At 66.6% G+C, this 24,764-nt stretch carries 24 protein-coding genes; 9 read left to right on the top strand and 15 right to left on the bottom strand.

Going from position 1 to position 24,764, the window contains the following annotated elements; translation table 11 throughout:
* Positions 1-41: 41 nt before the first annotated feature.
* The 4 genes from QGN31_RS02840 to QGN31_RS02825 all read right to left on the bottom strand — a co-directional run bounded on the left by QGN31_RS02840 (position 42) and on the right by QGN31_RS02825 (position 4,485).
* Positions 42-902 carry a cyclopropane mycolic acid synthase family methyltransferase gene (locus QGN31_RS02840; RefSeq protein WP_009953526.1) on the bottom strand — a complete coding sequence of 287 codons (861 nt, stop codon included), beginning with the start codon at positions 900-902 and terminating at the stop codon, positions 42-44.
* A 99-nt stretch (positions 903-1,001) separates the two neighbouring features.
* Positions 1,002-1,865 carry a 3-hydroxybutyryl-CoA dehydrogenase gene (locus tag QGN31_RS02835; RefSeq protein ID WP_014381237.1) on the bottom strand — a complete coding sequence of 288 codons (864 nt, stop codon included), beginning with the start codon at positions 1,863-1,865 and terminating at the stop codon, positions 1,002-1,004.
* A 267-nt stretch (positions 1,866-2,132) separates the two neighbouring features.
* A complete protein-coding gene (gene aceA / locus QGN31_RS02830; RefSeq protein ID WP_008261263.1) occupies positions 2,133-3,419 on the bottom strand; it encodes an isocitrate lyase in 1,287 nt (428 codons plus the stop codon).
* Positions 3,420-3,687: 268 nt separating this feature from the next.
* Positions 3,688-4,485, bottom strand: coding sequence for an acyl-[acyl-carrier-protein] thioesterase (locus QGN31_RS02825; RefSeq protein WP_008261265.1), 798 nt, complete (start codon positions 4,483-4,485; stop codon positions 3,688-3,690).
* 158 nt (positions 4,486-4,643) lie between these two features.
* Here QGN31_RS02825 and ramB point away from each other — a divergent pair, with 158 nt between their 5' ends.
* Positions 4,644-6,059: an acetate metabolism transcriptional regulator RamB gene (gene ramB / locus QGN31_RS02820; RefSeq protein ID WP_008261266.1), complete on the top strand. Its 1,416-nt coding sequence runs from the start codon at positions 4,644-4,646 to the stop codon at positions 6,057-6,059.
* The gene (locus QGN31_RS02815; RefSeq protein ID WP_008261267.1) at positions 6,056-6,616 is read left to right on the top strand and encodes a carboxymuconolactone decarboxylase family protein; all 561 of its coding nucleotides are present in this window, start codon (positions 6,056-6,058) and stop codon (positions 6,614-6,616) included. The genes ramB and QGN31_RS02815 overlap by 4 nt, the downstream gene beginning before the upstream one ends.
* Here the strand turns inward: QGN31_RS02815 and QGN31_RS02810 are convergent.
* The 6 genes from QGN31_RS02810 to exaC all read right to left on the bottom strand — a co-directional run bounded on the left by QGN31_RS02810 (position 6,611) and on the right by exaC (position 11,363).
* Entirely contained in the window at positions 6,611-6,892 is a 282-nt protein-coding gene (locus tag QGN31_RS02810) for a hypothetical protein (RefSeq protein ID WP_008261268.1), read from the bottom strand. The two genes, QGN31_RS02815 and QGN31_RS02810, sit on opposite strands and share 6 nt — an antisense overlap.
* Before the next feature lie 7 nt (positions 6,893-6,899).
* The gene (lpdA, locus tag QGN31_RS02805; protein ID WP_014383364.1) at positions 6,900-8,297 is read right to left on the bottom strand and encodes a dihydrolipoyl dehydrogenase; all 1,398 of its coding nucleotides are present in this window, start codon (positions 8,295-8,297) and stop codon (positions 6,900-6,902) included.
* A 144-nt stretch (positions 8,298-8,441) separates the two neighbouring features.
* Positions 8,442-9,014 (bottom strand): hypothetical protein, encoded by a 573-nt coding sequence (locus QGN31_RS02800; protein WP_008261270.1) that lies wholly within the window; start codon positions 9,012-9,014, stop codon positions 8,442-8,444.
* A complete protein-coding gene (locus QGN31_RS02795) occupies positions 9,007-9,285 on the bottom strand; it encodes a putative holin (RefSeq protein WP_026071173.1) in 279 nt (92 codons plus the stop codon). Before QGN31_RS02795 ends, QGN31_RS02800 begins: the two co-directional genes overlap by 8 nt.
* A 19-nt stretch (positions 9,286-9,304) precedes the next feature.
* Positions 9,305-9,811: a DUF779 domain-containing protein gene (locus QGN31_RS02790; RefSeq protein WP_050782791.1), complete on the bottom strand. Its 507-nt coding sequence runs from the start codon at positions 9,809-9,811 to the stop codon at positions 9,305-9,307.
* A gap of 28 nt (positions 9,812-9,839) precedes the next feature.
* Positions 9,840-11,363, bottom strand: a complete 1,524-nt coding sequence (gene exaC, locus QGN31_RS02785; RefSeq protein ID WP_008261276.1) for an acetaldehyde dehydrogenase ExaC — start codon at positions 11,361-11,363, stop codon at positions 9,840-9,842.
* A 65-nt stretch (positions 11,364-11,428) separates the two neighbouring features.
* Here exaC and QGN31_RS02780 point away from each other — a divergent pair, with 65 nt between their 5' ends.
* From QGN31_RS02780 to nrdF, 6 genes are all read left to right on the top strand, one after another.
* Positions 11,429-13,609, top strand: a complete 2,181-nt coding sequence (locus tag QGN31_RS02780; protein WP_326544668.1) for a prolyl oligopeptidase family serine peptidase — start codon at positions 11,429-11,431, stop codon at positions 13,607-13,609.
* 10 nt (positions 13,610-13,619) lie between these two features.
* Positions 13,620-13,931, top strand: coding sequence for a hypothetical protein (locus tag QGN31_RS02775; protein ID WP_008261279.1), 312 nt, complete (start codon positions 13,620-13,622; stop codon positions 13,929-13,931).
* A gap of 7 nt (positions 13,932-13,938) precedes the next feature.
* Positions 13,939-14,850 carry a crotonase/enoyl-CoA hydratase family protein gene (locus QGN31_RS02770; protein ID WP_008261283.1) on the top strand — a complete coding sequence of 304 codons (912 nt, stop codon included), beginning with the start codon at positions 13,939-13,941 and terminating at the stop codon, positions 14,848-14,850.
* Between the two features lie 79 nt (positions 14,851-14,929).
* A complete protein-coding gene (locus tag QGN31_RS02765; RefSeq protein ID WP_014383367.1) occupies positions 14,930-15,382 on the top strand; it encodes a DUF5078 domain-containing protein in 453 nt (150 codons plus the stop codon).
* A 247-nt stretch (positions 15,383-15,629) separates the two neighbouring features.
* On the top strand, positions 15,630-16,277 hold the full coding sequence (locus QGN31_RS02760; RefSeq protein ID WP_014942993.1) for a superoxide dismutase: 648 nt from the start codon (positions 15,630-15,632) through the stop codon (positions 16,275-16,277).
* Entirely contained in the window at positions 16,274-17,242 is a 969-nt protein-coding gene (gene nrdF / locus QGN31_RS02755; protein WP_014942994.1) for a class 1b ribonucleoside-diphosphate reductase subunit beta, read from the top strand. Before QGN31_RS02760 ends, nrdF begins: the two co-directional genes overlap by 4 nt.
* Before the next feature lie 33 nt (positions 17,243-17,275).
* Here the strand turns inward: nrdF and QGN31_RS02750 are convergent, their stop codons facing one another.
* The 3 genes from QGN31_RS02750 to QGN31_RS02740 all read right to left on the bottom strand — a co-directional run bounded on the left by QGN31_RS02750 (position 17,276) and on the right by QGN31_RS02740 (position 21,515).
* Positions 17,276-20,206, bottom strand: coding sequence for an MMPL/RND family transporter (locus tag QGN31_RS02750; protein ID WP_014942995.1), 2,931 nt, complete (start codon positions 20,204-20,206; stop codon positions 17,276-17,278).
* The gene (locus QGN31_RS02745) at positions 20,203-20,751 is read right to left on the bottom strand and encodes an MmpS family transport accessory protein (protein ID WP_008261293.1); all 549 of its coding nucleotides are present in this window, start codon (positions 20,749-20,751) and stop codon (positions 20,203-20,205) included. The genes QGN31_RS02750 and QGN31_RS02745 overlap by 4 nt, the downstream gene beginning before the upstream one ends.
* Positions 20,752-20,828: 77 nt before the next feature.
* Positions 20,829-21,515 carry a TetR family transcriptional regulator gene (locus QGN31_RS02740; protein WP_085976859.1) on the bottom strand — a complete coding sequence of 229 codons (687 nt, stop codon included), beginning with the start codon at positions 21,513-21,515 and terminating at the stop codon, positions 20,829-20,831.
* A gap of 112 nt (positions 21,516-21,627) precedes the next feature.
* Here QGN31_RS02740 and QGN31_RS02735 point away from each other — a divergent pair, with 112 nt between their 5' ends.
* Positions 21,628-23,370, top strand: coding sequence for a cytochrome c biogenesis protein DipZ (locus QGN31_RS02735; protein ID WP_014942996.1), 1,743 nt, complete (start codon positions 21,628-21,630; stop codon positions 23,368-23,370).
* 9 nt (positions 23,371-23,379) lie between these two features.
* Here QGN31_RS02735 and QGN31_RS02730 read toward each other — a convergent pair whose 3' ends face one another.
* On the bottom strand, positions 23,380-24,234 hold the full coding sequence (locus tag QGN31_RS02730) for a hypothetical protein (RefSeq protein ID WP_014942997.1): 855 nt from the start codon (positions 24,232-24,234) through the stop codon (positions 23,380-23,382).
* A gap of 10 nt (positions 24,235-24,244) precedes the next feature.
* On the bottom strand, positions 24,245-24,763 hold the full coding sequence (locus QGN31_RS02725; RefSeq protein WP_009953511.1) for a mycothiol transferase: 519 nt from the start codon (positions 24,761-24,763) through the stop codon (positions 24,245-24,247).
* Between the last annotated feature and the right edge of the window lies 1 nt (position 24,764).

The raw sequence follows: 24,764 nt of genomic DNA, 5'->3' as shown, positions 1-24,764 counted from the left end.
CAGCCCCGAACGGATCACCGTTCAGGGCTGATTCGACTGGGCTATTTGACCAACGTGAATTGCCCCACGTTGCTGATGCCCTTGCGGAAGAAATTCTCGCACCCGGTCAGATAGTGCATGTACTTGTCGTAGACCTCTTGGGATTGGACGGCGATCGCCTTTTCCTTATTGGCTTCCAGATTCGCCGCCCAGATGTTGAGGGTCCGCGCGTAATGCTCCTGCAGCAACTGCACCCGCTCGACCGAGAATCCGGCGGCCTCGCCGAACTTGAAAATGTCCTCCTGCGCCGGCAGTTGGCCACCCGGGAAAATCTCCTGGCCGATGAATCGCGCGAACCGGATATCGCTCATCGTCAATGTGACGCCGAGCGCGGGATATTCCTGCCACTGATACATCAAAATGGTGTGCAAAAGCATCCGGCCGTCGTCGGGAAGGATGTCATAGGCGAGATCGAAAAATGCGGGATAGCGCTCCATCTTGAAGGCCTCGAAGGCACCGATCGTCACGATCCGGTCGACCTTGTCCTCGAACTCTTCCCAGCCCTGCAGGCGCACTTCGATGTTACGGTCCGTCGGCAATCCGGCCAGCATCTTCTTGCTGTACTCGAATTGGTTGCGGCTCAGCGTGATTCCGATGACGTTGACGTCGTAGCGCTCGACGGCCCGTTTGAGCGCGCCGCCCCAGCCGCAGCCGATGTCCAGCAGGGTCATCCCCGGCTCGAGGTTCAGCTTTCCCAGCGCCAGGTCGAATTTCGCAATCTGGGCCTCTTCGAGGGTCATGTCGTCGCGCTCGAAATAGGCGCACGTGTAGGCCATCGTCGGGTCGAGAAACAATGCGAAGAATTCGTCCGAGACGTCGTAGATGGACTGCGACTCCTCGTAATACGGCTCAAGCCTCGTCATCCGCGGTACATACCTTTCGTCGTATTAAACGCACGCATACTAGCCGACGGCATAGCGGCCAGCGTGTCAGGCGCCCCGCGGTATGTCACCCGCGAGTGGTCAGTACTTGTAGAAGCCCTGGCCGGTCTTCTTGCCGAGCCGGCCGGCCTCCACCATGCGCAGCAGCAGCGGCGGCGGCCCGTACTGCGGCTCCTTGAACTCCTCGAACATCTTGTCCGCGATCAACTTCAAGGTGTCCAGGCCGACCAGGTCGGACAGGCGCAGCGGGCCCATCGGGTGCGACAGCCCGGCCACCACAGCCTTGTCCACATCCTCGACCGTGGCAAATCCGGCCTCCACCATGCGGATCGCCGATAGCAGGTAGGGCACCAGCAACGCGTTCACCACGAAGCCGGACCGGTCCGAGCAGCGCACTACCTGCTTGCCCAGGACCGCGCTCGCGAACTCCTCGGTGCGCGCGGCGGCGGCCTCGTCGGTGACCAGCGTGCTGACCAACTCGACCAGCGGCAACACCGGCACCGGGTTGAAGAAGTGCAGACCCAGCACGCGTTGCGGGTTCTTGGTGGCCGCGGCGATCTTCATGATCGGGATGCTGGAGGTGTTGGACGCCAGCACCGCGTCGGGATCGGTGATCACCCGGTCGAGTTCGGCGAAGACCTGCGCCTTGACGGCGTCGTCCTCGATGATCGCCTCGATAACCAGTTGGCGGTCGGCGAGGTCGTTCAGGTCCGTGGTGAAGGTGAGCTTGCTCAGCGCGCGGTCACGTTCGCGCTCGGTGACCTTGCCCGCGCTGACGCCGCGCTCCAGCGACTTGACGATGCGGTTGCGTCCCGCCGCGATGAGGGCCTCGGTGGTCTCGAACACCGTCACGTCGACGTCGGCGCGGACCGAGACCTCGGCGATGCCGGATCCCATCTGGCCCGCCCCGACCACGCCTACTCGCTGAATCGCTGCGTCACTCACTTCAATTCTCTCCGGTTCTCTGCGGTGACCGTATCGTCTTGCACCGCAATAGGCCCCGCCCAGGGTTGGCCTGGGCGGGGCCTACGCTACTTCATCTCATTTTCGGTGCGACGAGCGTGTACTCAGGGCGAAAGTTCGGCCGAATTCTCACCACCGATGCACGCTCGGCGCGCTTGCGGCATGCGCCGCTCGCGGCATGCGCCGCTCGGGCTCAGTGACTCAAGCCGTCGGTTTCGCTTCGTCCTCGCGGCCTAAGCCCGCTCGGGCTCAGTGAAACTGCCCCTCTTCGGTGGAGCCGGTCAGCGCGGTGGTCGACGAGCTCGGGTCGACCGTGGTGGCGATGCGGTCGAAGTAACCGGCACCCACCTCACGCTGGTGCTTGGTGGCGGTGTAGCCACGCTCCTCGGCGGCGAACTCGCGCTCCTGCAGCTCGACGTAGGCGCTCATCTGGTTGCGGGCGTAGCCGTAGGCCAGGTCGAACATCGAGTAGTTCAGGGCGTGGAAGCCGGCCAGGGTGATGAACTGGAACTTGAATCCCATTGCGCCGAGCTCCTTTTGGAACTTCGCGATGGTGGAGTCGTCAAGGTGCTTCTTCCAGTTGAACGACGGCGAGCAGTTGTAGGCCAGCATCTGGTCGGGGAACTCGGACTTGACGCCCTCGGCGAACTTCGCGGCGAGCTCGAGGTCCGGAGTGCCGGTCTCCATCCAGATCAGGTCGGAGTACGGCGCGTACGCCTTGGCCCGGGCGATGCAGGGCTCCAGGCCGTTGCGGACCCGGTAGAAGCCCTCCTTGGTGCGCTCACCGGTGATGAACGGCTGGTCACGCTCGTCGACGTCCGAGGTGATCAGGGTGGCCGCCTCGGCGTCGGTCCGGGCGATGACGACGGTCGGCACGTCGCAAACGTCGGCCGCCAGCCGGGCCGAGGTCAGGGTGCGGATGTGCTGCTGGGTCGGGATCAGCACCTTGCCGCCCAGGTGACCACACTTCTTCTCCGAAGCCAGCTGGTCCTCCCAGTGCGAGCCCGCCACACCGGCCGCGATCATGGCCTTCTGCAGCTCGTAGACGTTGAGCGCGCCACCGAAACCGGCCTCACCGTCGGCGACGATGGGGGCCAGCCAGTTCTTCACCGAGGTGTCGCCCTCGACCTTGGCGATCTCGTCGGCGCGCAGCAGCGCGTTGTTGATCCGGCGGACCACCTGGGGCACCGAGTTGGCCGGGTAGAGGCTCTGGTCGGGGTAGGTGTGCCCGGACAGGTTCGCGTCCCCGGCGACCTGCCACCCGGACAGGTAGATGGCCTTGAGGCCGGCGCGCACCTGCTGGACGGCCATGTTCCCGGTCAGCGCGCCGAGCGCGTTGATGTACTCGAGGTCGTGGAGCTGCTCCCACAGCACCTCGGCGCCGCGGCGGGCCAGGGTGGCCTCCTCGACGACGGTGCCCTGCAGGGCGACGACGTCCTTGGCGCTGTAGGTGCGGGTGACGTCCTTCCACCGCGGGTTGGTGTCCCAGTCCTTCTGAATCTGTTCGGCGCTCTTGGGGGTGCCAACAACAGACATGGGCATGCTCCTTCACGATCTTCACTACTGGGTTGCTGAACGCCTCACCGGCGGTAGCTAGCGGCTCAACTTCACTGGTGTGCTAACTCGAAGATGGCACAGCTCAGGGGGGCCGGTCCACCCGTTTCAATTGCCAATTTCAGCAACGGGAACGGGCAAATTTGCGAATCTTGTTAAGTTGCTAACTTGCTTGACCGTTTCAGAAGCTACCCGTCAGTAACCCCAAAGCAGCAGGTCAGAGGGCAATTTAACCGGGACGCTTGTCCTGTTACCTAGCAAAGATCGACGCGACGGCTTTCGTCTCGTCGCCGACGGCGTATGTGAGCGTTGTAACAGTGCGATCGGCCAGGTCGGGACCGAATTGCTCGGTCGATCCGGCGGGGTGGATGTGCGAGATGATCTCCAGCTTGTCCCCCAGCGCCACCGGCGCCTCGTGCTCGATCGTGATGCGCAACGGCGCCTGCATCAGCTCGGTGTGCGAGGCCAGGTAGTCCTCGACCACGCTCCAGTACACGGAGTTGTTCATGTGGTCGAACAGGTCGATGTCGGTGACCCGGACGGGAAACTCGTGGATCTCGACCGCGTCGTCCCGGCTGCCCGGCTTCAGATAAGACTTCCATCGCAGCCGGTCGACCGACGTGGTCTTGTGCAGGCCCGCCAGGAAGTCGTCGGCGATGCGCGAGGGCATCTGGGTCTCCCGGTTGATGTTGATCCAGAAGGCCTCGGACTCGATGAGCCCGCCCTTGCGCTTGCCGTCGATGCGGACCCGCATCTCGCACCAGCGATTGGAGGTGCCCGAGCACCATCTGCGCATCCGCAGCATGTCGCTGAATTCGACCGGTCGGATCAGGTCGATCATCGTGCGCCGGACGATCCACAGCGGATGGGTCTCCTCGAAACCCATCTCGCGTAGCTGGTCCTGGCCGATGTCCTGGATGTGCCGGCACGCGGCGTCCAGTCGCAGCCGGCCCGTGCGGTCGATATCCCCGACCCGCAACGGCCACTGGCGGTCGAAAACGTCCGGGTGACCGTCGGGCACCGGCATCAGTTGTTTATCCAGGCTCACGGTGCGCTCCCCGTTTCCTCCTCGCGGTTACCCCAGGTTAAGGCCCGAGGCCCCGGTCGAATAATGCCAACGAGGGCCATCGAACACCAATCGCGACGCGCGAGACCCGCTGCCAACTCTGCGAACCAAAGCTTCGCAAGGCCGGTAACCTCGGTGAGGTGTCCAAGACGTTCGTCGGCTCGCGGGTCCGCCAGCTGCGCAACGAGCGCGGGTTTTCCCAGGCCGCGCTGGCTCAGATGCTGGAAATCTCCCCGAGCTACCTCAACCAGATCGAGCACGACGTTCGCCCCCTGACGGTGGCCGTGCTGCTGCGCATCACCGAGGTGTTCGGGGTGGACGCCACGTTCTTCTCCTCACAGGACGACACCCGGCTGGTCGCCGAGCTGCGCGAGGTCACCCTGGACCGCGACCTCGACATCGACGTCGACCCGACCGAGGTCGCCGAAATGGTCAGCGCTCATCCCGGGTTGGCGCGGGCGGTGGTCAACCTGCACCGCCGTTACCGGATCACCACCGCGCAGCTGGCGGCCGCCACCGAGGAGCGGTTCTCCGACGGCAGCGGCAGCGGATCGATCACCATGCCGCACGAGGAGGTGCGCGACTACTTCTACCAACGGCAGAACTACCTGCACGAGCTGGACACCGCCGCCGAGGAGCTCACCATCAAGATGCGGTTGCACCACGGCGATCTGGCCCGGGAGTTGACGCGCCGGCTCACCGAGGTGCACGGGGTGCACATCAACCGCCGCATCGATCTCGGCGACACCGTGCTGCACCGCTACGACCCCGCCACCAAGACGCTGGAGATCAGCAATCACCTCTCGCTGGGGCAGCAGGTGTTCAAGATGGCCGCCGAACTGGCCTACCTCGAGTTCGGGGATCTGATCGATGACCTGGTCGCGCAGGGCAAGTTCACCAGCGACGAGTCGCATACGCTGGCCCGGCTCGGTCTGGCCAACTACTTCGCCGCGGCCGCCGTGCTCCCCTACCGCCAATTCCACGACGTCGCAGAGAATTTCCGCTACGACGTCGAACGGTTGTCTTCCTTCTACTCGATCAGCTACGAGACCATCGCGCACCGGCTCTCGACGATGCAGCGCCCGTCGATGCGCGGGGTGCCGTTCTCCTTCGTCCGGGTCGACCGCGCCGGCAACATGTCAAAACGCCAGTCCGCCACCGGTTTTCATTTCTCCTCCAGCGGAGGCACCTGCCCGCTGTGGAACGTCTACGAAACCTTCGCCAACCCGGGCAAGATCCTGGTCCAGATCGCGCAGATGCCCGACGGCCGCAACTACATGTGGGTGGCCCGCACCGTGGAACGACGCGCGGCCCGGTATGGTCAGCCCGGTAAGACCTTCGCGATCGGCCTGGGGTGCGAGCTTCGCCACGCGCACCGGCTCGTCTACTCGGAAGGACTCGACTTGTCGGGGGAAATCTCCACACCGATCGGCGCGGGATGCCGGGTCTGTGAGCGCGACAACTGTCCGCAGCGCGCCTTCCCGGCGCTCGGGCGCGCGCTCGATCTCGACGAGCATCGCAGCACGGTGTCCCCGTACCTGGTGACGCAACCGTGAGTCCCGACGGCCGCATCCCGCCGGGGCGATTCCGCCAACTGGGACCGATCAATTGGGTGATCGCGAAGCTGGGCGCGCGCACCGTGCGCGCACCGGAGATGCACCTGTTCACCATCCTGGGCCAGCGCCAGTTGCTGTTTTGGACGTGGCTGGCCTACGGGGGCCGGCTGCTGCGCGGGAAGCTGCCGACCATCGACACCGAGCTGGTGATCCTGCGGGTCGGACACCTACGGGCATGCGAATACGAACTGCAGCACCATCGCCGGATGGCGCGCAAGGCCGGGCTCGACGCCGACGCGCAGGCCGCGATCTTCGCGTGGCCGGAACGGCTGGACCCGGTCGAGGGGCGCCTGACTGTGCGTCAGCAGGCGCTGCTGGCGGCGACCGACGAGTTCGTCAACGACCGCACCGTCACCGACGCCACCTGGCGCGAGCTGGCGACTCACCTGGACCGGCGGCAGCTGATCGAATTCTGCTTGCTGGCAAGCCAATACGATGGGCTGGCCGCGACGATGGCGACGCTCGAGATTCCGCTGGACAACCCGCAGCAGCTATAGGTAGACGTCGGCCAAAATGGCCAGCGTCAGGACCACGGGAAGTACCGGCAGGCCGAAGGCGAACGCCGCCCAGCCCAGCTTCCCGCGTCGTCGCTGCCAGGCACCCCAGATCGCGGCGCCGATTCCCAGCACCACCGAGGCCAGCAAGACCAGCGGACCCCACTGGCCCGCCGTCGCGTTGTCCCCGGTCGAAATGCCGAGCAGCCACACGACATAACCGGTCGCCAGGCCGGCGACGGCGCCCGCGATCGTCTGGGGCGTGACGGTGCGAATCATGCGCGGCTCAGAAATTGATCATGTGTCCGGTCAGCCCGTGGAAGCATTCCTGCAGCGCCTCGGACATGGTCGGGTGGGTGTGCACGTTGCGGGCCAGCTCGGTGGCGGTCAGATCCCACTTCTGCGCCAGCGTCAGCTCCGGAAGCAGCTCCGAGACATCGTGCCCCACCAGGTGACCGCCCAGCAGCTCACCGTATTTCGAGTCGGCGATCAGCTTGACGAACCCGCTCGGGTCGCCGACACCGTGGGCCTTGCCGTTCGCGGTGAACGGGAACTTCGCCACCACCACGTCGTGGCCTTCCTCGCGGGCCTGCTCCTCGGTGAGGCCGAAGCTGGCCACCTGAGGCTGGCAGAAGGTCGCGCGCGGCATCATCCGGTAGTCACCGAGCGCCAAAGTCTCTGCGCCGGCGATGGTTTCGGCCGCCACGACGCCCTGGGCCTCGGCGACGTGGGCGAGCTGCAGCTTCCCGGTGACATCGCCGATGGCGTAGATGTGCTCGATGTTGGTGCGCATGTAGTCGGTGATGCCGATGGCCTTGCGGTCGGTCAGCGCGACCCCGGCGGCCTCGAGGCCGTAGCCCTCGACGTTGGGCGCAAAACCGATGGCCTGCAACACTTTCGCGGCCTTGAGCTCCTGGGTGTTGCCGTCCTTGCTGACGGCCACAGTCACCTCGGCACCGTTGTCGGAGATCGACTCGACCTTGGTACCGGTGAGGATTTTGACGCCCAGCTTCTTGAACTGCCTCTCAACCTCCTTGGACACCTCGGCGTCCTCGTTGGGCAGCGCGCGCGCCAAGAACTCCACGACGGTCACGTCGACCCCGTAGTTGCGCAGCACGTAGCCGAACTCCATGCCGATCGCTCCGCAACCGGCGATGATGATCGACTCAGGCAGCTCGCGGGACAGGATCAGTTCCTCGTAGGTGACCACGTTGGCCGACAGCGAGGTGCCCGGAACCAGCCGGGTGCTGCTGCCGGTGGCGATGATGGCGTTGTCGAACGTGACCGTCTCGGTCCCGCCGTCGTTGAGTTCGACCGAGATGGTGTTCGCGTCGGTGAACCGGCCGTAGCCGTGGATCTCGGTGATCTTGTTCTTCTTCATCAGGAAGTGCACGCCCGCGACGCGGCCCTCTGCCACCTTGCGGCTGCGGTCGAAGGCGACGCCGTAGTCGAAGGTCGCCTCTCCGCTGATGCCAAAGGTCTTAGCCTCTTTGGTGAAGATGTGCGCGAGTTCGGCGTTGCGCAGCAGCGCCTTGGACGGAATGCAGCCGACGTTGAGGCAAACCCCGCCCCAGTACTTCGGCTCGACGACCGCGGTGGAAAGGCCGAGTTGTGCGGCGCGAATGGCCGCGACATATCCGCCGGGGCCGGCCCCGAGGACGACGACGTCATAGTGAGAAGTCACGTGCCCACCCTAGTGGGCGCCGGCTCGCAGCGGACAACGCCGTGAGTCGCGCCGCTTCCAACGCGCCGAGGGTGGGCGCTACGTACCGGAAACGCCGGAAATTCGTCCCTCACCCCCACACTCGCGGGGCGCCTCGGAATCAGGTCAATACGGAATGACGCCGACCAGGCAGTGGCCCACTCGCTCGCAGTAGTAATAGCCGTACAGGGGTGCCGCGCCGGCCACGGCGGCGAACGGCCCCGACATCAGCGCCACCGACAGCGCGGAAACCAGCGGCCTGCCGTGCACCATCGCGAGCATCACGCCGCCGACCACGCACACCGCCACGTAGACCAGCACCGCGAACAGCGCCGGAGTCTTGTCGATCGAGCCGTACCACCACGAGAACAAACCCAGCCCGACCACGGCCGCGGCGGCCCACACGCCCAGCAGCATCAGGGCCAACTTCCACCACTTGACGTAGAAGTAGCGACCGGGGACGGTGACCGACTGCACCGGGACGGCGGATCCGGTGGCGGCCTCCGGTTCTGGCTCGCCGGGTTCGGGCTCGGTGGCCGCCGGCCGCTCGCCGGTGTCCGCGATCTCGGAGTCGGAGTCGTCGTCGAAATCGGGGACCCAGGACTGGGTCCCGGTGTCCTCGGTCTCGCGTTCATCGTCGGAGAAGTCCGGCACGAAGGCCTCGGTCCCTGGGCTCGCGGCGTCCTTGTCGTCAGGCACCGGCGGTCACCCGCAACGCGACGAGCACACCGAACCAGCCCGGCGCCGCCGCCAGGATGAACGCGCCCAGCGCGGTGACCCAGCGGCGCCCGGAGAACAGGATCATCGTCAGCCCGACGACGCTGGGGATGCCAACCACCGACGCGATCGCGATGTCCGGGCGGACGCTGGCGTGGACCACGACGGTGTACGCCACGCACGCCAGGGCCCCGACCGCGCTTCCGATCAGCATGGCGCCGGCCAGTAACCAGGGACGGGGCAGGGGAATCACTTTCTCGACTGTACTGCGGTCACCGAGGCGCAGGGCATGTCTGCGCGCCCGCGCCGGCCACCACCGGACCGCGTGTCGCGGGCCGTTCACCCCGCTCGTAACCGGCGCCCGTGATGACCGGCGCGCCGGCCAAAGACGCCTGTTCTTCGGCGGTGAAGACGCGGCCGCGGGACAGGAACCGGACGCCGTCGGGTGCCTCCAGGCTGAACCCGCCGCCGCGGCCGGGCACCACGTCGATCACCAACTGGGTGTGCTTGTCGCGATAGTGGGCCGCGTACTGCGGGCCCGAAATCCACACCGGCACGCCGTCGGGTCCGACGTCGAGCACGCCGAGCAGGACGTCGCGATCGCCGACCAGGAAGTCGCCGAGCGGGTAGCACATCGGCGACGAGCCGTCGCAGCAGCCGCCGGACTGGTGGAACATCACCGGGCCGTGCGCCGCCTGCAGCCGCGTCAGTACCTCGGCGGCCGGGGCGGTGATGGCCACTCCGGCGGGCGCGAGACCCCTCGCGCCGCTTCCACTCATCGCTTCGCTCTGCATCGTCGCCGGCGCGTCAGAAGAACCCTTGCGCCTTCTCGGAGTAGGACACCAGCATGTTCTTGGTCTGCTGATAGTGGTCCAGCATCATCTTGTGGTTCTCCCGGCCGATGCCGGACTGCTTGTAGCCGCCGAACGCCGCGTGGGCGGGATAGACGTGGTAGCAGTTCACCCACACCCGGCCGGCCTGGATGTCGCGCCCGGCCCGGTAGGCGGTGTTGCCGTCGCGGCTCCACACCCCCGCCCCCAGGCCGTAGAGGGTGTCGTTGGCGATCGACATGGCGTCGTCGTAATCGGAGAACGACGTCACCGCCACCACCGGCCCGAAGATCTCCTCCTGGAAGACCCGCATCGAGTTGTCGCCGCCCAGGATGGTGGGCTGCATGTAGAAGCCGCCGGACAGGTCGCCGCCGAGCTCGGCGCGTTCGCCTCCGGTGATCACCTTGGCGCCCTCGTCCTTGCCGATTTCGATGTAGGACAACACCTTTTCCAGCTGGTCGTTGGACGCCTGCGACCCCAGCATGGTCTCGGAGTCCAGCGGGTCGCCCTGCCGGACCGCCTTGGTGCGGATCGCGGCCAGCTCCAGGAACTCGTCGTAGATGTCGGCCTGGACCAGGCTGCGCGACGGGCAGGTGCACACCTCGCCCTGGTTGAGGGCGAACATCGTGAAGCCCTCCAGAGCCTTGTCCTGATAGTCGTCGGCCTTGGCCATCACATCGGAGAAGAAGATGTTGGGGCTCTTGCCCCCGAGTTCGAGGGTGACCGGGATCAGGTTCTGCGACGCGTACTGCATGATCAGTCGCCCCGTGGTGGTCTCGCCGGTGAACGCGATCTTGGCGATCCGGTTGCTCGATGCCAGCGGCTTACCGGCCTCGGCGCCGAACCCACTGACGACGTTGATCACCCCGGGCGGCAGCAGATCGCCGATCAGCGACATCAGGTAGAGCACCGAAACCGGCGTCTGCTCAGCGGGTTTGAGCACCACCGCGTTGCCGGCGGCCAACGCGGGCGCCAGCTTCCAGGCGCCCATCAGGATGGGGAAGTTCCACGGGATGATCTGCCCGACCACGCCGAGCGGCTCGTGGAAGTGGTAGGCGACGGTGTCGTCGTCGATCTGGCTCAGCGAGCCCTCCTGGGCGCGCAGCGCCGCGGCGAAGTACCGGAAGTGGTCGGCCGCCAAGGGGATGTCGGCGGCCAGCGCCTCGCGGATCGGCTTGCCGTTGTCCCAGACCTCGGCCACCGCCAGCGCGGCGGTGTGTTCGTCGATGCGGTCGGCGATCTTGTTCAGGATCGCGGCGCGCTCGGCCGGCGCCGTCTTACCCCACGCCGGCGCGGCCGCGTGGGCGGCGTCGAGCGCCTTGTCGACGTCGGCCTCATCCGAACGGGCCACCTCGCAGAACGTCTGGCCGGTGACCGGTGTCGGGTTCTCGAAGTAGCGCCCCCGCGCCGGCGGAACCCACTGCCCCCCGATGAAGTTCTCGTAGCGAGACTCATACGACATCAACGCCCCGGCGGCACCTGGACGTGCGAAAACGGTCACTGCTCTCACTCCTCGTTCGGCTGTGTAATACACCTCACAGTACCGCCGTGGCCACAATGGCTTCCATGGCTTCCAACGCTTCCACGACGCCGCACGCGCGCACCGACCCTCAGGACAGCGAAGACCCCTACCTCTGGCTCGAGGACGTCACCGGCGACGAGGCGCTGGATTGGGTGCGGGCGCGCAACGAGCCGACGCTGGCGCGCTTCCGCGACACCGATTTCGAGCGGATGCGCACCGAGGCGCTCGAGGTGCTCGACACCGACGCCCGCATCCCCTACGTGGTACGCCGCGGCGAATACCTCTACAACTTCTGGCGTGACGCGGCCAACCCCCGCGGGCTGTGGCGGCGCACCACGCTGGACAGCTACCGCACCGATACCCCCGAGTGGGACGTGCTGATCGACGTCGACGAACTGGGCCGGGCCGACGGCGAGAAATGGGTGTGGGCCGGCGCCGCCGTCATCTACCCCGAGTACACCCGCGCGCTGGTCAGCCTCTCCCGCGGCGGCTCGGACGCCTCGATCGTGCGCGAATTCGACATGCTGACAAGGGAATTCGTCACCGACGGATTCGAACTTCCGGAAGCCAAGTCGCAGGTCAGCTGGGAAGACCCCGACACCGTCCTGGTCGGCACCGACTTCGGGCCCGACACGCTCACCGATTCGGGCTACCCGCGGGCGGTCAAGCGGTGGCGCCGGGGCACACCCCTGGCCGAGGCCGAGACCGTCTTCGAGGGCGCCCGTTCCGACGTGAACGTGGCGGCCAGCGCCAGCCGGATCCCCGGGTACGAGCGCACCCTGATCGGGCGGGCGCTGGACTTCTGGAACGAAGAACTCTACGAGCTGCGCGGGCCGGAACTCATCCGCATCGACACCCCCACCGACGCCAGCGTGAGCCTGCACCGCGAATGGCTGCTGGTCGAGCTGCGCAGCGATTGGTTCTTCGGCGGCACTACCTATGGCGCCGGGTCGCTGCTGGCCGCCGACTACGAGGAATTCCTCGGCGGCACAGCGCAATTGCAGGTGGTCTTCGAACCCGACGAACACACGGCGCTCAACCACTACGCGTGGACCCGCGACCGGCTGGTGATCGTCTCGCTGGTGGACGTGGCCAGTCGCGTCGAGATCGTCACGCCGTCACGGCCATCGGGTGACGACCCGCTGCGCCCGGCTCCGCCGCGCTTGCGATCGTCACGGGCATCGGGTGACGACCCGCTGCGCCCGGCTCCGCCGCGCTTGCGATCGTCACGGGCATCCTGGCGCCGCGAACCCGTGGCCGGGATCCCGGCCGCCACCAACACCGTCGTCGTCTCCGCCGACGACACCGGCGACGAGTTCTTCCTGGATTCCAGTGGATTCGACACACCGTCCCGGCTGATGCGGGGCACCGACGACGAGGCCCTCGAACAGCTCAAGTCCGCCCCGGCGTTCTTCGATGCCGAAAACATCTCCGTGACACAGAACTTCGTGAAGTCGAAGGACGGCACGCCGATCCCCTACTTCGTGGTGCGGCCCGCCGGCCCGGCGTCCGACGGACCGGCGCCCACCCTGCTCTACGGCTACGGCGGATTCGAATCGTCGAACACGCCCGGTTACAGCGGCGTGCTGGGGCGGCTGTGGCTGGCCCGCGGCGGCACGTACGTGTTGGCCAACATCCGCGGCGGCGGCGAATACGGCCCCGAGTGGCACACCCAGGCGATACGCGAGGGCCGGCACAAGGTCGCCGAGGACTTCGCCGCCGTGGCAACCGATTTGGTGGACCGCGGCATCACACGCGTCGAGCAGCTCGGCGCGCAGGGCGGCAGCAACGGCGGCCTGCTGATGGGCATCATGCTGACCCAGTACCCGGAGAAATTCGGCGCGCTGGTGTGCAGCGTCCCGCTGCTGGACATGAAGCGCTACCACCTGCTGCTGGCCGGCGCGTCGTGGGTGGCCGAGTACGGTGACCCGGACAACCCCGACGATTGGAAATTCATCGCCGAATACTCGCCCTACCAAAACATTTCGGCGACGCGCCGGTACCCGCCGGTGCTGATGACCACGTCCACCCGCGACGACCGGGTGCATCCGGGGCACGCCCGCAAGATGACCGCGGCCCTCGAGGCCGCCGGCCACCCGGTGTTCTACTACGAGAACATCGAGGGCGGCCACGCCGGTGCGGCCGACAACGAGCAGGTCGCCTTCAAGTCGGCGCTGACCTACTCGTTCCTATGGCAGATGCTGGGCGGGCGCACGCAGTCATAGGATCGACGACGTGTCAGCGGCGCAGCGCATCGAACTCACCCTGTTGGCGACCGGGCTGATCTTCATCCTGGCGTCGGCGGCCCAGGCACGGTACCGCTTCATCAACGACCGTCGCGCGGGCCGGCGGTTCTACTGGGCGACCGCGATCATCGGCATCGCCTGCTTCGCGGTCGGGACCGGCCAGCTGTGGCCCAACGGAGTCGTCGTGGCGGCGATCTTTTCGGCCATCGTCGCCTTCTCGGCCTACCTCACCACGCCGTATCTGAAGATCGCCGGGCGGATCTACGCCTCGTCACCGGAAAACCGGCAGCCCGACCCCTAAGGACGCCATGCCAAGCAGCGACTTCCAGACCCTGCTCTACCGCACGGCCGGCCCCGTGGCCACCATCACGCTGAACCGGCCCGAGCAGCTGAACACGATCGTGCCGCCCATGCCCGACGAGATCGAGGCCGCGGTCGGCCTGGCCGAGCGCGACCCGGCCGTCAAGGTCATCGTGCTGCGCGGGGCGGGCCGGGCGTTCTCCGGCGGCTACGACTTCGGCGGCGGTTTCCAGCACTGGGGCGAATCCATGATGAGCGACGGAAAGTGGGATCCCGGCAAGGACTTCGCGATGGTCAGCGCCCGCGAGACCGGGCCGACGCAAAAGTTCATGGCCATCTGGCGGGCGTCCAAACCGGTGATCGCCCAGGTGCACGGCTGGTGCGTGGGCGGTGCCAGCGACTACGCGCTGTGCGCCGATCTCGTCATCGCCAGCGAGGACGCCGTGATCGGCACCCCCTACAGCAGGATGTGGGGCGCGTACCTGACCGGGATGTGGCTCTACCGGCTGAGCCTGGCCAAGGTGAAGTGGCACTCGCTGACCGGGCGTCCCCTGACCGGCGTGCAGGCCGCGGAGATCGAGCTGATCAACGAGGCGGTGCCCTTCGAGCGCCTCGAAGCGCGGGTGGCCGAGATCGCGGCCGAACTGGCGCAGATCCCCTTGTCGCAGTTGCAGGCGCAAAAGCTGATCGTCAACCAGGCCTACGAGAACATGGGCCTGGCCTCCACCCAGACGCTGGGCGGCATCCTCGACGGCCTGATGCGCAATACGCCCGACGCCCTGGGCTTCATCAAGATCGCGGAGGACGAGGGCGTGCGCGCCGCCGTCGAGCGCCGCGACGGCCCGTTCGGGGACTACAGCCAGGCCCCGCCGGAGCTGCGGCCGGACCCGTCACACGTCATCGTCCCTGATCGGGACTGATACTGAGACAGGCTAGAGATCCCCTGGCAGTCAGCTGGGAAATATCCGCGTCCGGCCAAAAAGTGCTACCGTAACTGCTATGTCTCGGCTGAGTACCGGCCTGCGTGCAGGCGCTGCGTTCCTTGCTCTGGGTGTTACCGCTGCGATCTTCCCGTCGACCGCGGTAGCCGACTCCACGGAGGACTTCCCGATCCCCCGCCGGATGATCAACACCACATGTGATGCCGAGCAGATCCTGGCGGCAACCCGGGACACCAGCCCGGTGTACTACCAGCGCTACATGATCGACTTCAACAACCACCCCAACGTGAACCAGGCCGCCATCGACAAGGCCCACTGGTTCTATGCGTTGTCGCCGGCCGACCGCCGGAACTACTCCGAGAACTTCTATGCGCCACAGGCCGATCCGTTGTGGTTGGCCTGGCCCAACCACATGAAGATCTTCTGGAACAACAAGGGCGTGGTCGCCAAGGCCACCGACATCTGCAACACCTACCCGCCCGGCGACATGTCGGTGTGGAACTGGTCGTAATCCTCACGGCATAAGCGGTATTCAAACCCAGCGCCCAGGAATCTCCTCCTGGGCGCTGAGTCTTTTGGTGTGCCCTCCTGCCGTTTTCACCACTGAAAGGTACGGCCCGCACCGGAGAACCGGTGCGGGCCGCGTGGCTGTCGGTACACCCACCGACACGAATTACGGTACCTCGGAACAAATTATTTGGCTACCCGAAATCTCGCCGGTATGTTCGGACGACAGCCCACACCGACGAGGGAGAGCCATGCCCCACTACGTCCTGCCCGACCTGACCTATGACTACGGTGCGCTCGAGCCCGCGATCAGCGGCGAGATCATGCAGCTGCACCACGACGCGCATCACGCCGCCTACGTCAAGGGCGCCAACTCGACCGTCGACCAGCTCGCCGAGGCGCGTGCCGAGCGCAACCTCGCCCACTTGCCGGGCCTGGAGCGGACGCTGGCGTTTCACCTCGCCGGCCATGCCTTGCACTCGATCTTTTGGACGAATCTCTCGCCGGAGGCCGCCGAAAGGCCCGAGGGGGAACTGGCCGCCGCCATCGACGAGTTCTTCGGCGGATTCGAGGCGTTCCGCGCCGAGATGACCGGGGCCACCTCCAGCGTGCAGGGCTCGGGGTGGGGCGCGCTGGCGTGGGACCCGATCGGGCGTCGGCTGGTCGTGCACCAGATTCACGATCACCACATCAGCGTGGCGATCACCAGCACTCCGCTGCTGGTGTTCGACGCCTGGGAGCACGCGTTCTACCTGCAGTACCGCAACGTCAAGGCCGACTACGTCGACAGGCTGTGGTCGATCGTGAATTGGGCCGACGTCGCCGTCCGCTTCGAGGCCGCTCGCCGCGGCGACCTGTCCGGGCTACGCAGCAGCGACGAGTTCGGCGGCGCGCGATGAGCATCCGATCGGTGGATCGAATGCGGGCGGTCAACTGGAATCGCCTGCCCGACCCCAAGGACGCGCAGGTATGGGAGCGGCTGACGGGCAACTTCTGGCTGCCGGAGAAGGTGCCGCTGTCCAACGACTCGGCGTCATGGCAGACGCTGACCGCGCAGGAGCAGCAGACGACCGTGCGAGTGTTCACGGGGCTCACGTTGCTCGATACGACGCAGGCCACCGTCGGCGCGGTGTCGATGATCGCCGATGCGGTCACGCCCCACGAGGAGGCGGTGCTGACCAACATCGCGTTCATGGAATCGGTCCACGCCAAGAGCTACAGTTCGATCTTTTCAACGCTGTGCTCCACCCGCCAGATCGACGACGCCTTCGACTGGTCCGAGCGCAATCCGCACCTGCAGCGCAAGGCTCAGATCGTCGTCGACTATTACCGCGGGGACGACGCCCTCAAACGCAAGGCGGCGTCGGTCATGCTGGAATCGTTTCTGTTCTACTCCGGTTTCTACCTGCCGATGTACTGGTCCTCGCGCGGCAAGCTCACCAACACCGCCGACATCATCCGGCTGATCATCCGCGACGAAGCCGTGCACGGCTTCTACATCGGCTACAAGTGTCAGCGCGGACTCGCCGAGCTTTCGGAATCAGAGCGGTCCGGCCACCGCGAGTACACCTACGAGCTGCTGAATGCGTTGTACACCAACGAGATTGATTATGCCCACGATCTGTACGACGGCCTGGGCTGGACCGACGACGTACTGCCCTACATGCGGTTCAACGCGAACCGGGCCCTGGCCAACCTCGGGTACGAGCCGATGTTCGGGCCCTCGGACTGCCGGGTGAACCCAGCGGTGCTCTCGGCGCTCGATCCCGGCGCCGGCGAGAACCATGACTTCTTCTCCGGGTCGGGCAGCTCCTATGTCATCGGCTCCCACCAGGCCACCGAGGACGCGGACTGGGACTTCTGACCACCCGCGGCGGGCTGCTCACGCTTCGTAGGATCAGCGCGGCTGTACCAATCCGCCCGGCGGGTGCTCCTCGACGTCTTTGAGGATCAGCTCGCGCACGGCGGGACGCGGTCCGTACGGTCGCAGCATCGTGCTGGCCGGCCGTGGACGCACGTGCTGCGGCCACCAGAACCAGCGCCCGAGCAAGGTGGCCAGCGACGGTGTCATGAACGACCGCACGATCAGGGTGTCGAACAGCAGACCCAACGCGATCGTCGTACCCACCTGGGCCATCACCAGCAGCGGGCTGAACATGAACGTGGCCATGGTGGCGGCGAACACCAGCCCGGCGGAGGTCACCACCGAGCCCGAACCGGCCATCGCGCGGATCGTCCCCGTCTTCAGCCCGGCGTGGATCTCCTCCTTGAACCGCGATATCAGCAGCAGGTTGTAGTCCGAGCCGACCGCCAGCAGCAGGATGACCGCCATCGCCAGCACCATCCAGTGCAACTTCAGGCCCAGGATGTACTGCCACACGAGCACGGAGAGTCCGAATGAGGCGCCCAGCGACAGCAACACCGTTCCGACGATCACGAAGGCCGCCACGACGCTTCGGGTGATCACCAGCATGATGACGAAAATCAATGTGGCTGCGGCGATTCCGGCGATCATCAGGTCGATGTTGGACCCGTCGTGCATGTCCTTGTACGTCGCGGCGGTGCCGCCGAGGTAGACCTTGGCGCCCTCCCAGGGGGTGCCCTTGATCGCCTCGTGTACGGCCTGCTTGATCGGTTCGATGTGGTTGATGCCTTCAGGAGTCGCCGGGTCGCCCTCGTGGGAGATGATCAGCCGGACGGCGTGCCCGTTGGGCGAGATGAACTGCTTGAGACCCCGCGCGAAGTCCGGGCTCTTGAACGCCTCCGGCGGAAGGTAGAACGTGTCGTCGTTCTTCGCTTTGTCGAAGGCATCGCCCTGCGCGGTGGCGTTGTCGGACTGCGCTCTCGCCTGTTCGTTGAGACCCTGTGTGATCGCATAGTTCGACATGATGGTGTCGAGGTTGCGCTGCTGGCTCTCGATCTGCGGTGGTATCAGCGCCACCAGTTTGGGCTGGATCCGATCCAGCTTGTCGAGGTTCGCGCTCAGGTTGACGATGTTCTCAGCCACCTGGTCGATGCCGTCGAGCGCGTTGAAGACCGACCGGAGCGCCCAGCAGACCGGGATGTCGTAACAGTGCTTCTCCCAGTAGAAGTAGCTGCGGATCGGCCGGAGGAAGTCGTCGAAGTCCGCGATGTCGTCGCGCAACTTCTCGGTGATCTGCACGGTTTCCTTGGTGAGCCTGGTGGTTTCGTGTGTCGTGTTGCTGAGATCCTGGGTCACCTGCATCTGCTCATGCAGCGTTGCCATCGTCTTGTGCAGCTCGTCGGCCTGCTTGAGCAGATTGTTCGCCTGCTCCTCTTGGTAGTGCTGGGTCTGGATCCGCCCCGCGGCTTGCGCGCCCATCTGAAACCCGAGGGTGCTGTGGTCGAGCGGCGTGCCCAACGGCCGGGTGATGGTCTGCACGCGGCCGATACCCGGGATGTGGAAGACCGCCTTGGCGACCTTGTCCAGGACCAGGAAGTCGGCCGGGTTACGCAGGTCGTGATCGGTCTCGATCATCAACAGCTCGGGATTGAGCCGAGCCTGGTCGAAGTGCCGATCCGCGGCGGCATAACCGACATTGGCCGGGGTGTCCGCCGGCAGGAAGTGGCGGTTGTCGTAGTCCGTCTTGTAACCGGGCAGGGCGAGCAGACCGACCAACGCGACCGCGATGGTCACCGCGAGAACGGGTGCGGGCCAGCGGACCACCGCGGTGCCCATGCGGCGCCAGCCCCGGGTCTGCAGCTTGCGCTTCGGGTCCATGAGCTTGAAGAACGACGCCACCGTCAACACCGCCGGGCCCAGCGTCAACGCCGCGAGAACCGCCACCAGCATGCCGACCGCGCACGGCACGCCCAACGTCTGGAAGTACGGCAGCCGGCAGAAGCTCAGGCAGTACATCGCGCCGGCGATGGTCAATCCCGACCCGAGCACGACATGCGCGGTGCTATGGAACATGGTGTAGAAGGCTTTTTCGCGCGATTCGCCCAGACCACGGGCCTCGTGGTAGCGGCCGACCACGAAGATCGCGTAGTCCGTCCCGGCGGCGATCGCCATCAGCACCAGCATGTTGTTGGCGAAGGTGGAAAGCCCGATGATCCCGTAGTTTCCCAGGACCGCGACGACGCCACGGGCCGCCGCCAGTTCGATGAACACCATGACGAGCATGATCAGCATGGTGATCGCCGACCGATAGACGAACAGCAGCATCAAGATGATCACCAAGAACGTGACGAGCGTGACCTTCGCTACGCCCTTCTCACCCGCGTGAGATTGATCGGCGAACAGCGGACCCGCGCCGGTGACGTATGCCTTGATTCCCGGCGGCGCGGGTACCGAGTCCACGATCTTGCGGACGGCCGCGGCGGACTCGTTCGCCAGGCCGCCGCCCATGTTGCCGGCGAGGTAAACCTGGACGTACGCGGCCTTTTGGTCGTGGCTCTGGGAACCCGCCGCCGTGAGCGGATCGCTCCAGAAATCCTGGACGTGCTGGACGTGTTTCTTGTCTTGCTCGACGCGCCTGACGATCTCGTCGTAGTAGCGGTGCGCTTCGGCCCCGAGTGGCTTGTCGCCCTCCAGCAGGATCATGGCCGAGTTGTCGGAGTTGAACTCTTTGAACGTCGACCCGACCTTCATCATCGACTGGAAGGACGCCGCGTCGGTCGGACTCATCGACACCGAGTGGGTTTTGGCGACGACCTCCAGCTGCGGGGCCACGGTGTTGGTGACGAACACGATGCCCAACCACACCAGGACGATCGGCAGGGCCAGCTTGTGGATCATCCGCGGCAGGAACGGCGGGATCAGCGGCTGATCGACGCGCGGCGGAACCTCGCCCGGCTCGCTCATGCGGACTTGTCCAGGCAATAGACGAAGGCGTTCACGGTTTGGTTGGGATCCGAGCGATTCGGCGTCTTGATGACGTCACCGCTCCCGTCGTGCTTGTTCACCACGAACTGGCAGGCGATCCAACTGCCGTCGCCTTGCGCCACCAGGTTTGCCGGGATGCCGGGCTTCGTTGAACTCAATACTTTGCTCCAGGGCAAGGGCACGTTGAGCGCCTGCTGCGGATGGGAGTTTTCGTCGAGGTAGTTGATGGTCGCCGTGCTGCCCGGCGGGCCCCAGACCTGGAGCGTGATCGTCTTGGCGTTGAACTCGTCGAGGACCTCACCCGAGGTGCCACCACCGAACGAACCGCGGTGAACGCCGAACACGCCGTGCAACCGGTACACGACGAACCCCGACAGCGCGACGACAGCCGCGATCGTGAGCACCAGCCAGAAACGCCCCAAAACCCCCTTTTTCTTGGCGCGCTGCGGAGCGGCCTTTTCGCCCTCCCCGCCGGCGGAGCCCTGCTGCTGCAGCGGCTCGGTCCTTGGCTCAGTCGTCGTCATGGGCGCTCCAAGTCCCTTCCCGTGTTCACCGGTTGAAGATCGCCAAGCCACAGCGTTACCGGCCTCCCTCCCTGAGTTCATGCGGCTTCCGCGATGAGCCCGATGCACGTGGCAGTCAGCAGGCGCGTCAGCGCGGTCGCGAAGTCCAGATTCCACTCCGGCGGAGCCACTTCCGGCTCCTCGGCGTAGACGTCGGTGAGATCCGCCGGCGGATTCGCGACCTGCCACAGGGTGGCCGCCAGCGAGTACGCGGCCAGCAGGATGTCGAGCGACCCCGACCGCCCGAGCTCGGGCAGCGCCCTCTCGATGGCATCGGCGAGCGAGCGCGTGGCGGCGGTGCTGATGCGCCTGACCTCGATGACCCGCTCCGCGTCCACCTCGTGCTCCAGGTGCAGGTGCAGGTTGGCCAGCAGGTCGCAGAACAGCGGATCGTCGGCCAGCGCCTCGGCCAGCGTCCCGGCGATGCGCGACGGCGATTTGGCGCCGGGCTCGGCCAGCTTGTCCGACACGGTGTTCGACCACCGCACCCACCCCTCGGCGGACAGGCGCAGCAGCACTTCCTTGTGCGAGGTGAAGTAGCGGCGCACCGCCGAATAGTGAATTCCGGCGCGGCTCGCCACCGCGGTCAGGGTGACCGACGCGACGCCCGTCTCCATCGCCAGCGAGCGCGCGGCTTCCACGAGGGCCTCCGCACGTTGGCGCTTCTTTTCCTCGGTGCGGGCACGCTGGAATGTCAGTTGCGCCACCGGAAGAGCGTAACGCACGTCGTGTGATTTGTATAACGCACGTTGCGTGATTTGTGCGAGGTCACTCTCGTCGGCGGCGCGAACGGGTAAAGGTGGAACCATGCTCCCGTCGCGTCCTTGGAAATAGCGCGTGCAGACCATCGCCCTGATCGGGTTTCTCGGCGGGCTGATCACCGGCATCTCGCCGTGCATCCTGCCGGTGCTCCCGGTGATCCTGCTGTCCGGTGCGGGCGGTACCCGAGCCGACTCCCGCCGCGTGAGTTCGGTGTCCCGCCCGTATCTGGTGATCGCGGGGCTGGTGTGCAGCTTCAGCCTGGCCACCCTGCTCGGCTCCGCGCTGCTGACGGCGCTGCACCTGCCGCAGGACGCGATCCGGTGGGCCGCCCTGGTGGTGTTGACCCTCATCGGCCTGGGGCTGATCTTCCCGCCGGTGCAGCACCTGATCGAACGGCCGTTCGCCTACCTCCCGCAGCGCCAAATCGGCGCCAACGCAGACGGTTTCGGCCTCGGTCTGACGTTGGGCGCCCTCTACGTGCCGTGCGCCGGTCCGGTGCTCGCGGCGATCGTGGTCGCCGGCGGAACCTCGTCGATCGGTCCGGGCGCGCTGGTGTTGACCGCGACCTTCGCCCTCGGAAATGCCGTGCCGCTGTTGGCCTTCGCGCTGGCCGGGCGCCGCGTTGCCGAGCGCGTCGCCGCGTTCCGCCGACGGCAGCGTGCGATTCAGATCGCCGGCGGTATCGCGATGATCGTGCTGGCCGTGGCGCTGGTGTTCAACCTGCCGGCGATGCTGCAGCGGGCCGTCCCCGATTACACGACGGCGATGCAGAACAAGCTGGGCGCCAACGACATCGGGCACAGCCTAAACCCCACCCCCGCGCAGCAGCCGAACCGCGGCACCGGGCTGGCGCTGAGCCCGCCCAGCGTCACCGTCGAGGGGGCGCTCAGCGACTGCTCCAGCGGTTCGGACGAGCTGCAACAGTGCGGGCCCGCGCCCGCCCTGACCGGCGTCACCGGGTGGCTCAACACCCCGGACGGCAAGCCGCTGGACCCCGCCGAGGTGCGCGGCAAGGTCGTGTTGATCGACTTCTGGGCCTACTCGTGCATCAACTGCCAGCGCGCGATCCCACACGTAATCGATTGGTACAACAGGTATCACGACGCCGGATTCATCGTCATCGGGGTGCACACGCCGGAGTACGCGTTCGAGCGGGTCCCCGAGAACGTGGCCAGCGGCGCCGCCGACCTGCACATCCCCTACCCCATCGCCCTGGACAACGACTACGCGACGTGGAACAACTTCCACAACCTGTACTGGCCGGCCGAATACCTGATCGACGCGAACGGGCAAGTGCGGCACACGAAGTTCGGGGAGGGCGACTACGACGGCACCGAAAAACTGATCCGCCAACTGCTCGCGGACGCCCACCCCGGCGCGCCGCTGCCCGCGCCGACGAGTTCGGCCGACACCACCCCGCAGACCCGGCTCACGCCCGAAACCTACCTCGGTGTCGAAAGGTCCGGAAACTACGGCGGCACCGGCGATTACACGTCGGGCACCGTCACGCTGAGCTTTCCGCCGACCCTGGCCGACGACACGTTCGCCCTGCGCGGGCGCTGGACCCTGGACGATCAGGGCGCCACCGCCGAGGGCGACGACGCCACCGTCCGGCTGAACTACACCGCGAAGGACGTCTACGCCGTGGTCGGCGGCACCGGCACGCTCACCGTGACCCGGGACGGCACGACCACCACCACACCGATCGGCGGGGCGCCCACGTTGCACCGGATCGTCGCCGACGACTCCGCGCACCGCGACCAGCTGGACATGCGGGTCAGCAAGGGCCTGCGGGTCTTCTCGTTCACCTTCGGTTAGCGGGGCGGCTCACGACTTCTTCCACAGACTGCCGACCATCGCGACGACCACGCCGAGTCCCACCAGGGCGGCGCCGGCCAGCAGCGTGACGTTGAGCCATTGGTGCACACCGGCTTCGGCGTGTCCGACCATCGCCTCGGCGACGCGCCGGATGTCGCCGGTGGTGCGGTTGAGCGACTTGTCGACGTAGCGGCCGGCGACCTCGAGGCCGGCCCACCCGGCCGCGCCGACCAGCAGGGCGGACACCCCCAGGCTGCTGAGCGCCTTGCCGCGCCGGCGCGCGGCGGCCAGCGTGAGCAGCGCGCAGACCCCGCACAACGCCGCCGCCCCCACGCTCACCCACGGCCCCCAGGTGGACAGCCGGCTCAGCCGCCCCTGACGCATCGCTTGTGGCATCGAAACCGTCAGCGGGACGGCCAGTTTCGCGGGAACAGTCACGTTGTAACGGCTGAGCAGCGGCCGGATCGAGTCGTCGCCCAGCATCGGGGCGACGTCGACCGCCCACTGATCGCCGTTCTCGCCGCCCCCCGGGTCACCGAACAGCCAGCCGTGCGCCGCGCGGTTGGCCTGGGCGAACAGCGGCGGGAAGGCCGGCCCGGCGGTGAAAGCGCTGGCGGCATCGTGCACGTCGGAGCTGTCGACGGGATAACGGCCCCCGCCGTGTTCGGCGATGAGAGCCATTGCCCGCGTGGTCAGTTCGGCCGCCATGGCGGACTGCAGGTCCGGGTCGGCCGCCGCCCCGCGCGCCAGCGCGGCGTAGCCGTCGGCGTCGACGACGTGCAGCTGCGTCCACGCCGCGGGGATGGCCACCGCCAGGGCCAGCGTGGTGATGAGCCACAACAGCACGCTCGCCGCGAATCGCACGCCTGCGAATCTACGCAATCCCCCGCACGTACGCGGCCTGCCCGAGGTGCTGGGCGCAGTCGTCGATGATGCTGACCAACCGGGCGCTGGCCGTCACCGGCGGATCCCAGTTGGTGTCCACGACGCGGGCCAGCTCCTCGGCGGTGATCCCGCCGAGGTATTCGAGGGTGAGCTCGTGCACCGCGTGGTAGTAGCCGGACAGCAGGTCCGCGGGCGCCTTAACCTTGGCGACGTCGTCGGGCGAATGCCCGTAGCCCATGTCGCCCTGTGGCAGGTCCAGTCCGAACCGGTCCACCCACCCGTCGCGCAGCCAGACCTGCTCGACGCCGGCCACGTCGGCCAGCTGGAGGTCCTGCACCCGCGCGCTGTGCCAGAGCAGCCACGCGATGCTGTTGGCGTCCGGGGTCGGCCGATAGGACGACACCTCCTCGGTCAATCCCTCGGTGATCTCGTCGACGTGTTCGATCAACCGGGTGAAGGCGTCGCGCAGGAGGTCTTGGATTACGGCGGCATCGTCGGTGCGGGCCATA

This window comes from Mycobacterium sp. 2-64, assembly GCF_035918375.1.
Taxonomy (GTDB): domain Bacteria; phylum Actinomycetota; class Actinomycetes; order Mycobacteriales; family Mycobacteriaceae; genus Mycobacterium; species Mycobacterium intracellulare.
This window is presented reverse-complemented; position numbering and strand designations above follow the sequence as displayed.

Bases quoted from the DNA above. Each gene is read 5' to 3' on its own strand.
- QGN31_RS02840 (WP_009953526.1), bottom strand. From the start codon at position 902: ATGACGAGGCTTGAGCCGTATTACGAGGAGTCGCAGTCCATCTACGAC.
- aceA (WP_008261263.1), bottom strand. From the start codon at position 3,419: ATGTCTGTTGTTGGCACCCCCAAGAGCGCCGAACAGATTCAGAAGGAC.
- QGN31_RS02810 (WP_008261268.1), bottom strand. From the start codon at position 6,892: ATGATTCGCACCGTCACGCCCCAGACGATCGCGGGCGCCGTCGCCGGC.
- QGN31_RS02790 (WP_050782791.1), bottom strand. From the start codon at position 9,811: ATGAGTGGAAGCGGCGCGAGGGGTCTCGCGCCCGCCGGAGTGGCCATC.
- QGN31_RS02780 (WP_326544668.1), top strand. From the start codon at position 11,429: ATGGCTTCCAACGCTTCCACGACGCCGCACGCGCGCACCGACCCTCAG.
- QGN31_RS02770 (WP_008261283.1), top strand. From the start codon at position 13,939: ATGCCAAGCAGCGACTTCCAGACCCTGCTCTACCGCACGGCCGGCCCC.
- QGN31_RS02765 (WP_014383367.1), top strand. From the start codon at position 14,930: ATGTCTCGGCTGAGTACCGGCCTGCGTGCAGGCGCTGCGTTCCTTGCT.
- QGN31_RS02760 (WP_014942993.1), top strand. From the start codon at position 15,630: ATGCCCCACTACGTCCTGCCCGACCTGACCTATGACTACGGTGCGCTC.
- nrdF (WP_014942994.1), top strand. From the start codon at position 16,274: ATGAGCATCCGATCGGTGGATCGAATGCGGGCGGTCAACTGGAATCGC.
- QGN31_RS02750 (WP_014942995.1), bottom strand. From the start codon at position 20,206: ATGAGCGAGCCGGGCGAGGTTCCGCCGCGCGTCGATCAGCCGCTGATC.
- QGN31_RS02745 (WP_008261293.1), bottom strand. From the start codon at position 20,751: ATGACGACGACTGAGCCAAGGACCGAGCCGCTGCAGCAGCAGGGCTCC.
- QGN31_RS02725 (WP_009953511.1), bottom strand. From the start codon at position 24,763: ATGGCCCGCACCGACGATGCCGCCGTAATCCAAGACCTCCTGCGCGAC.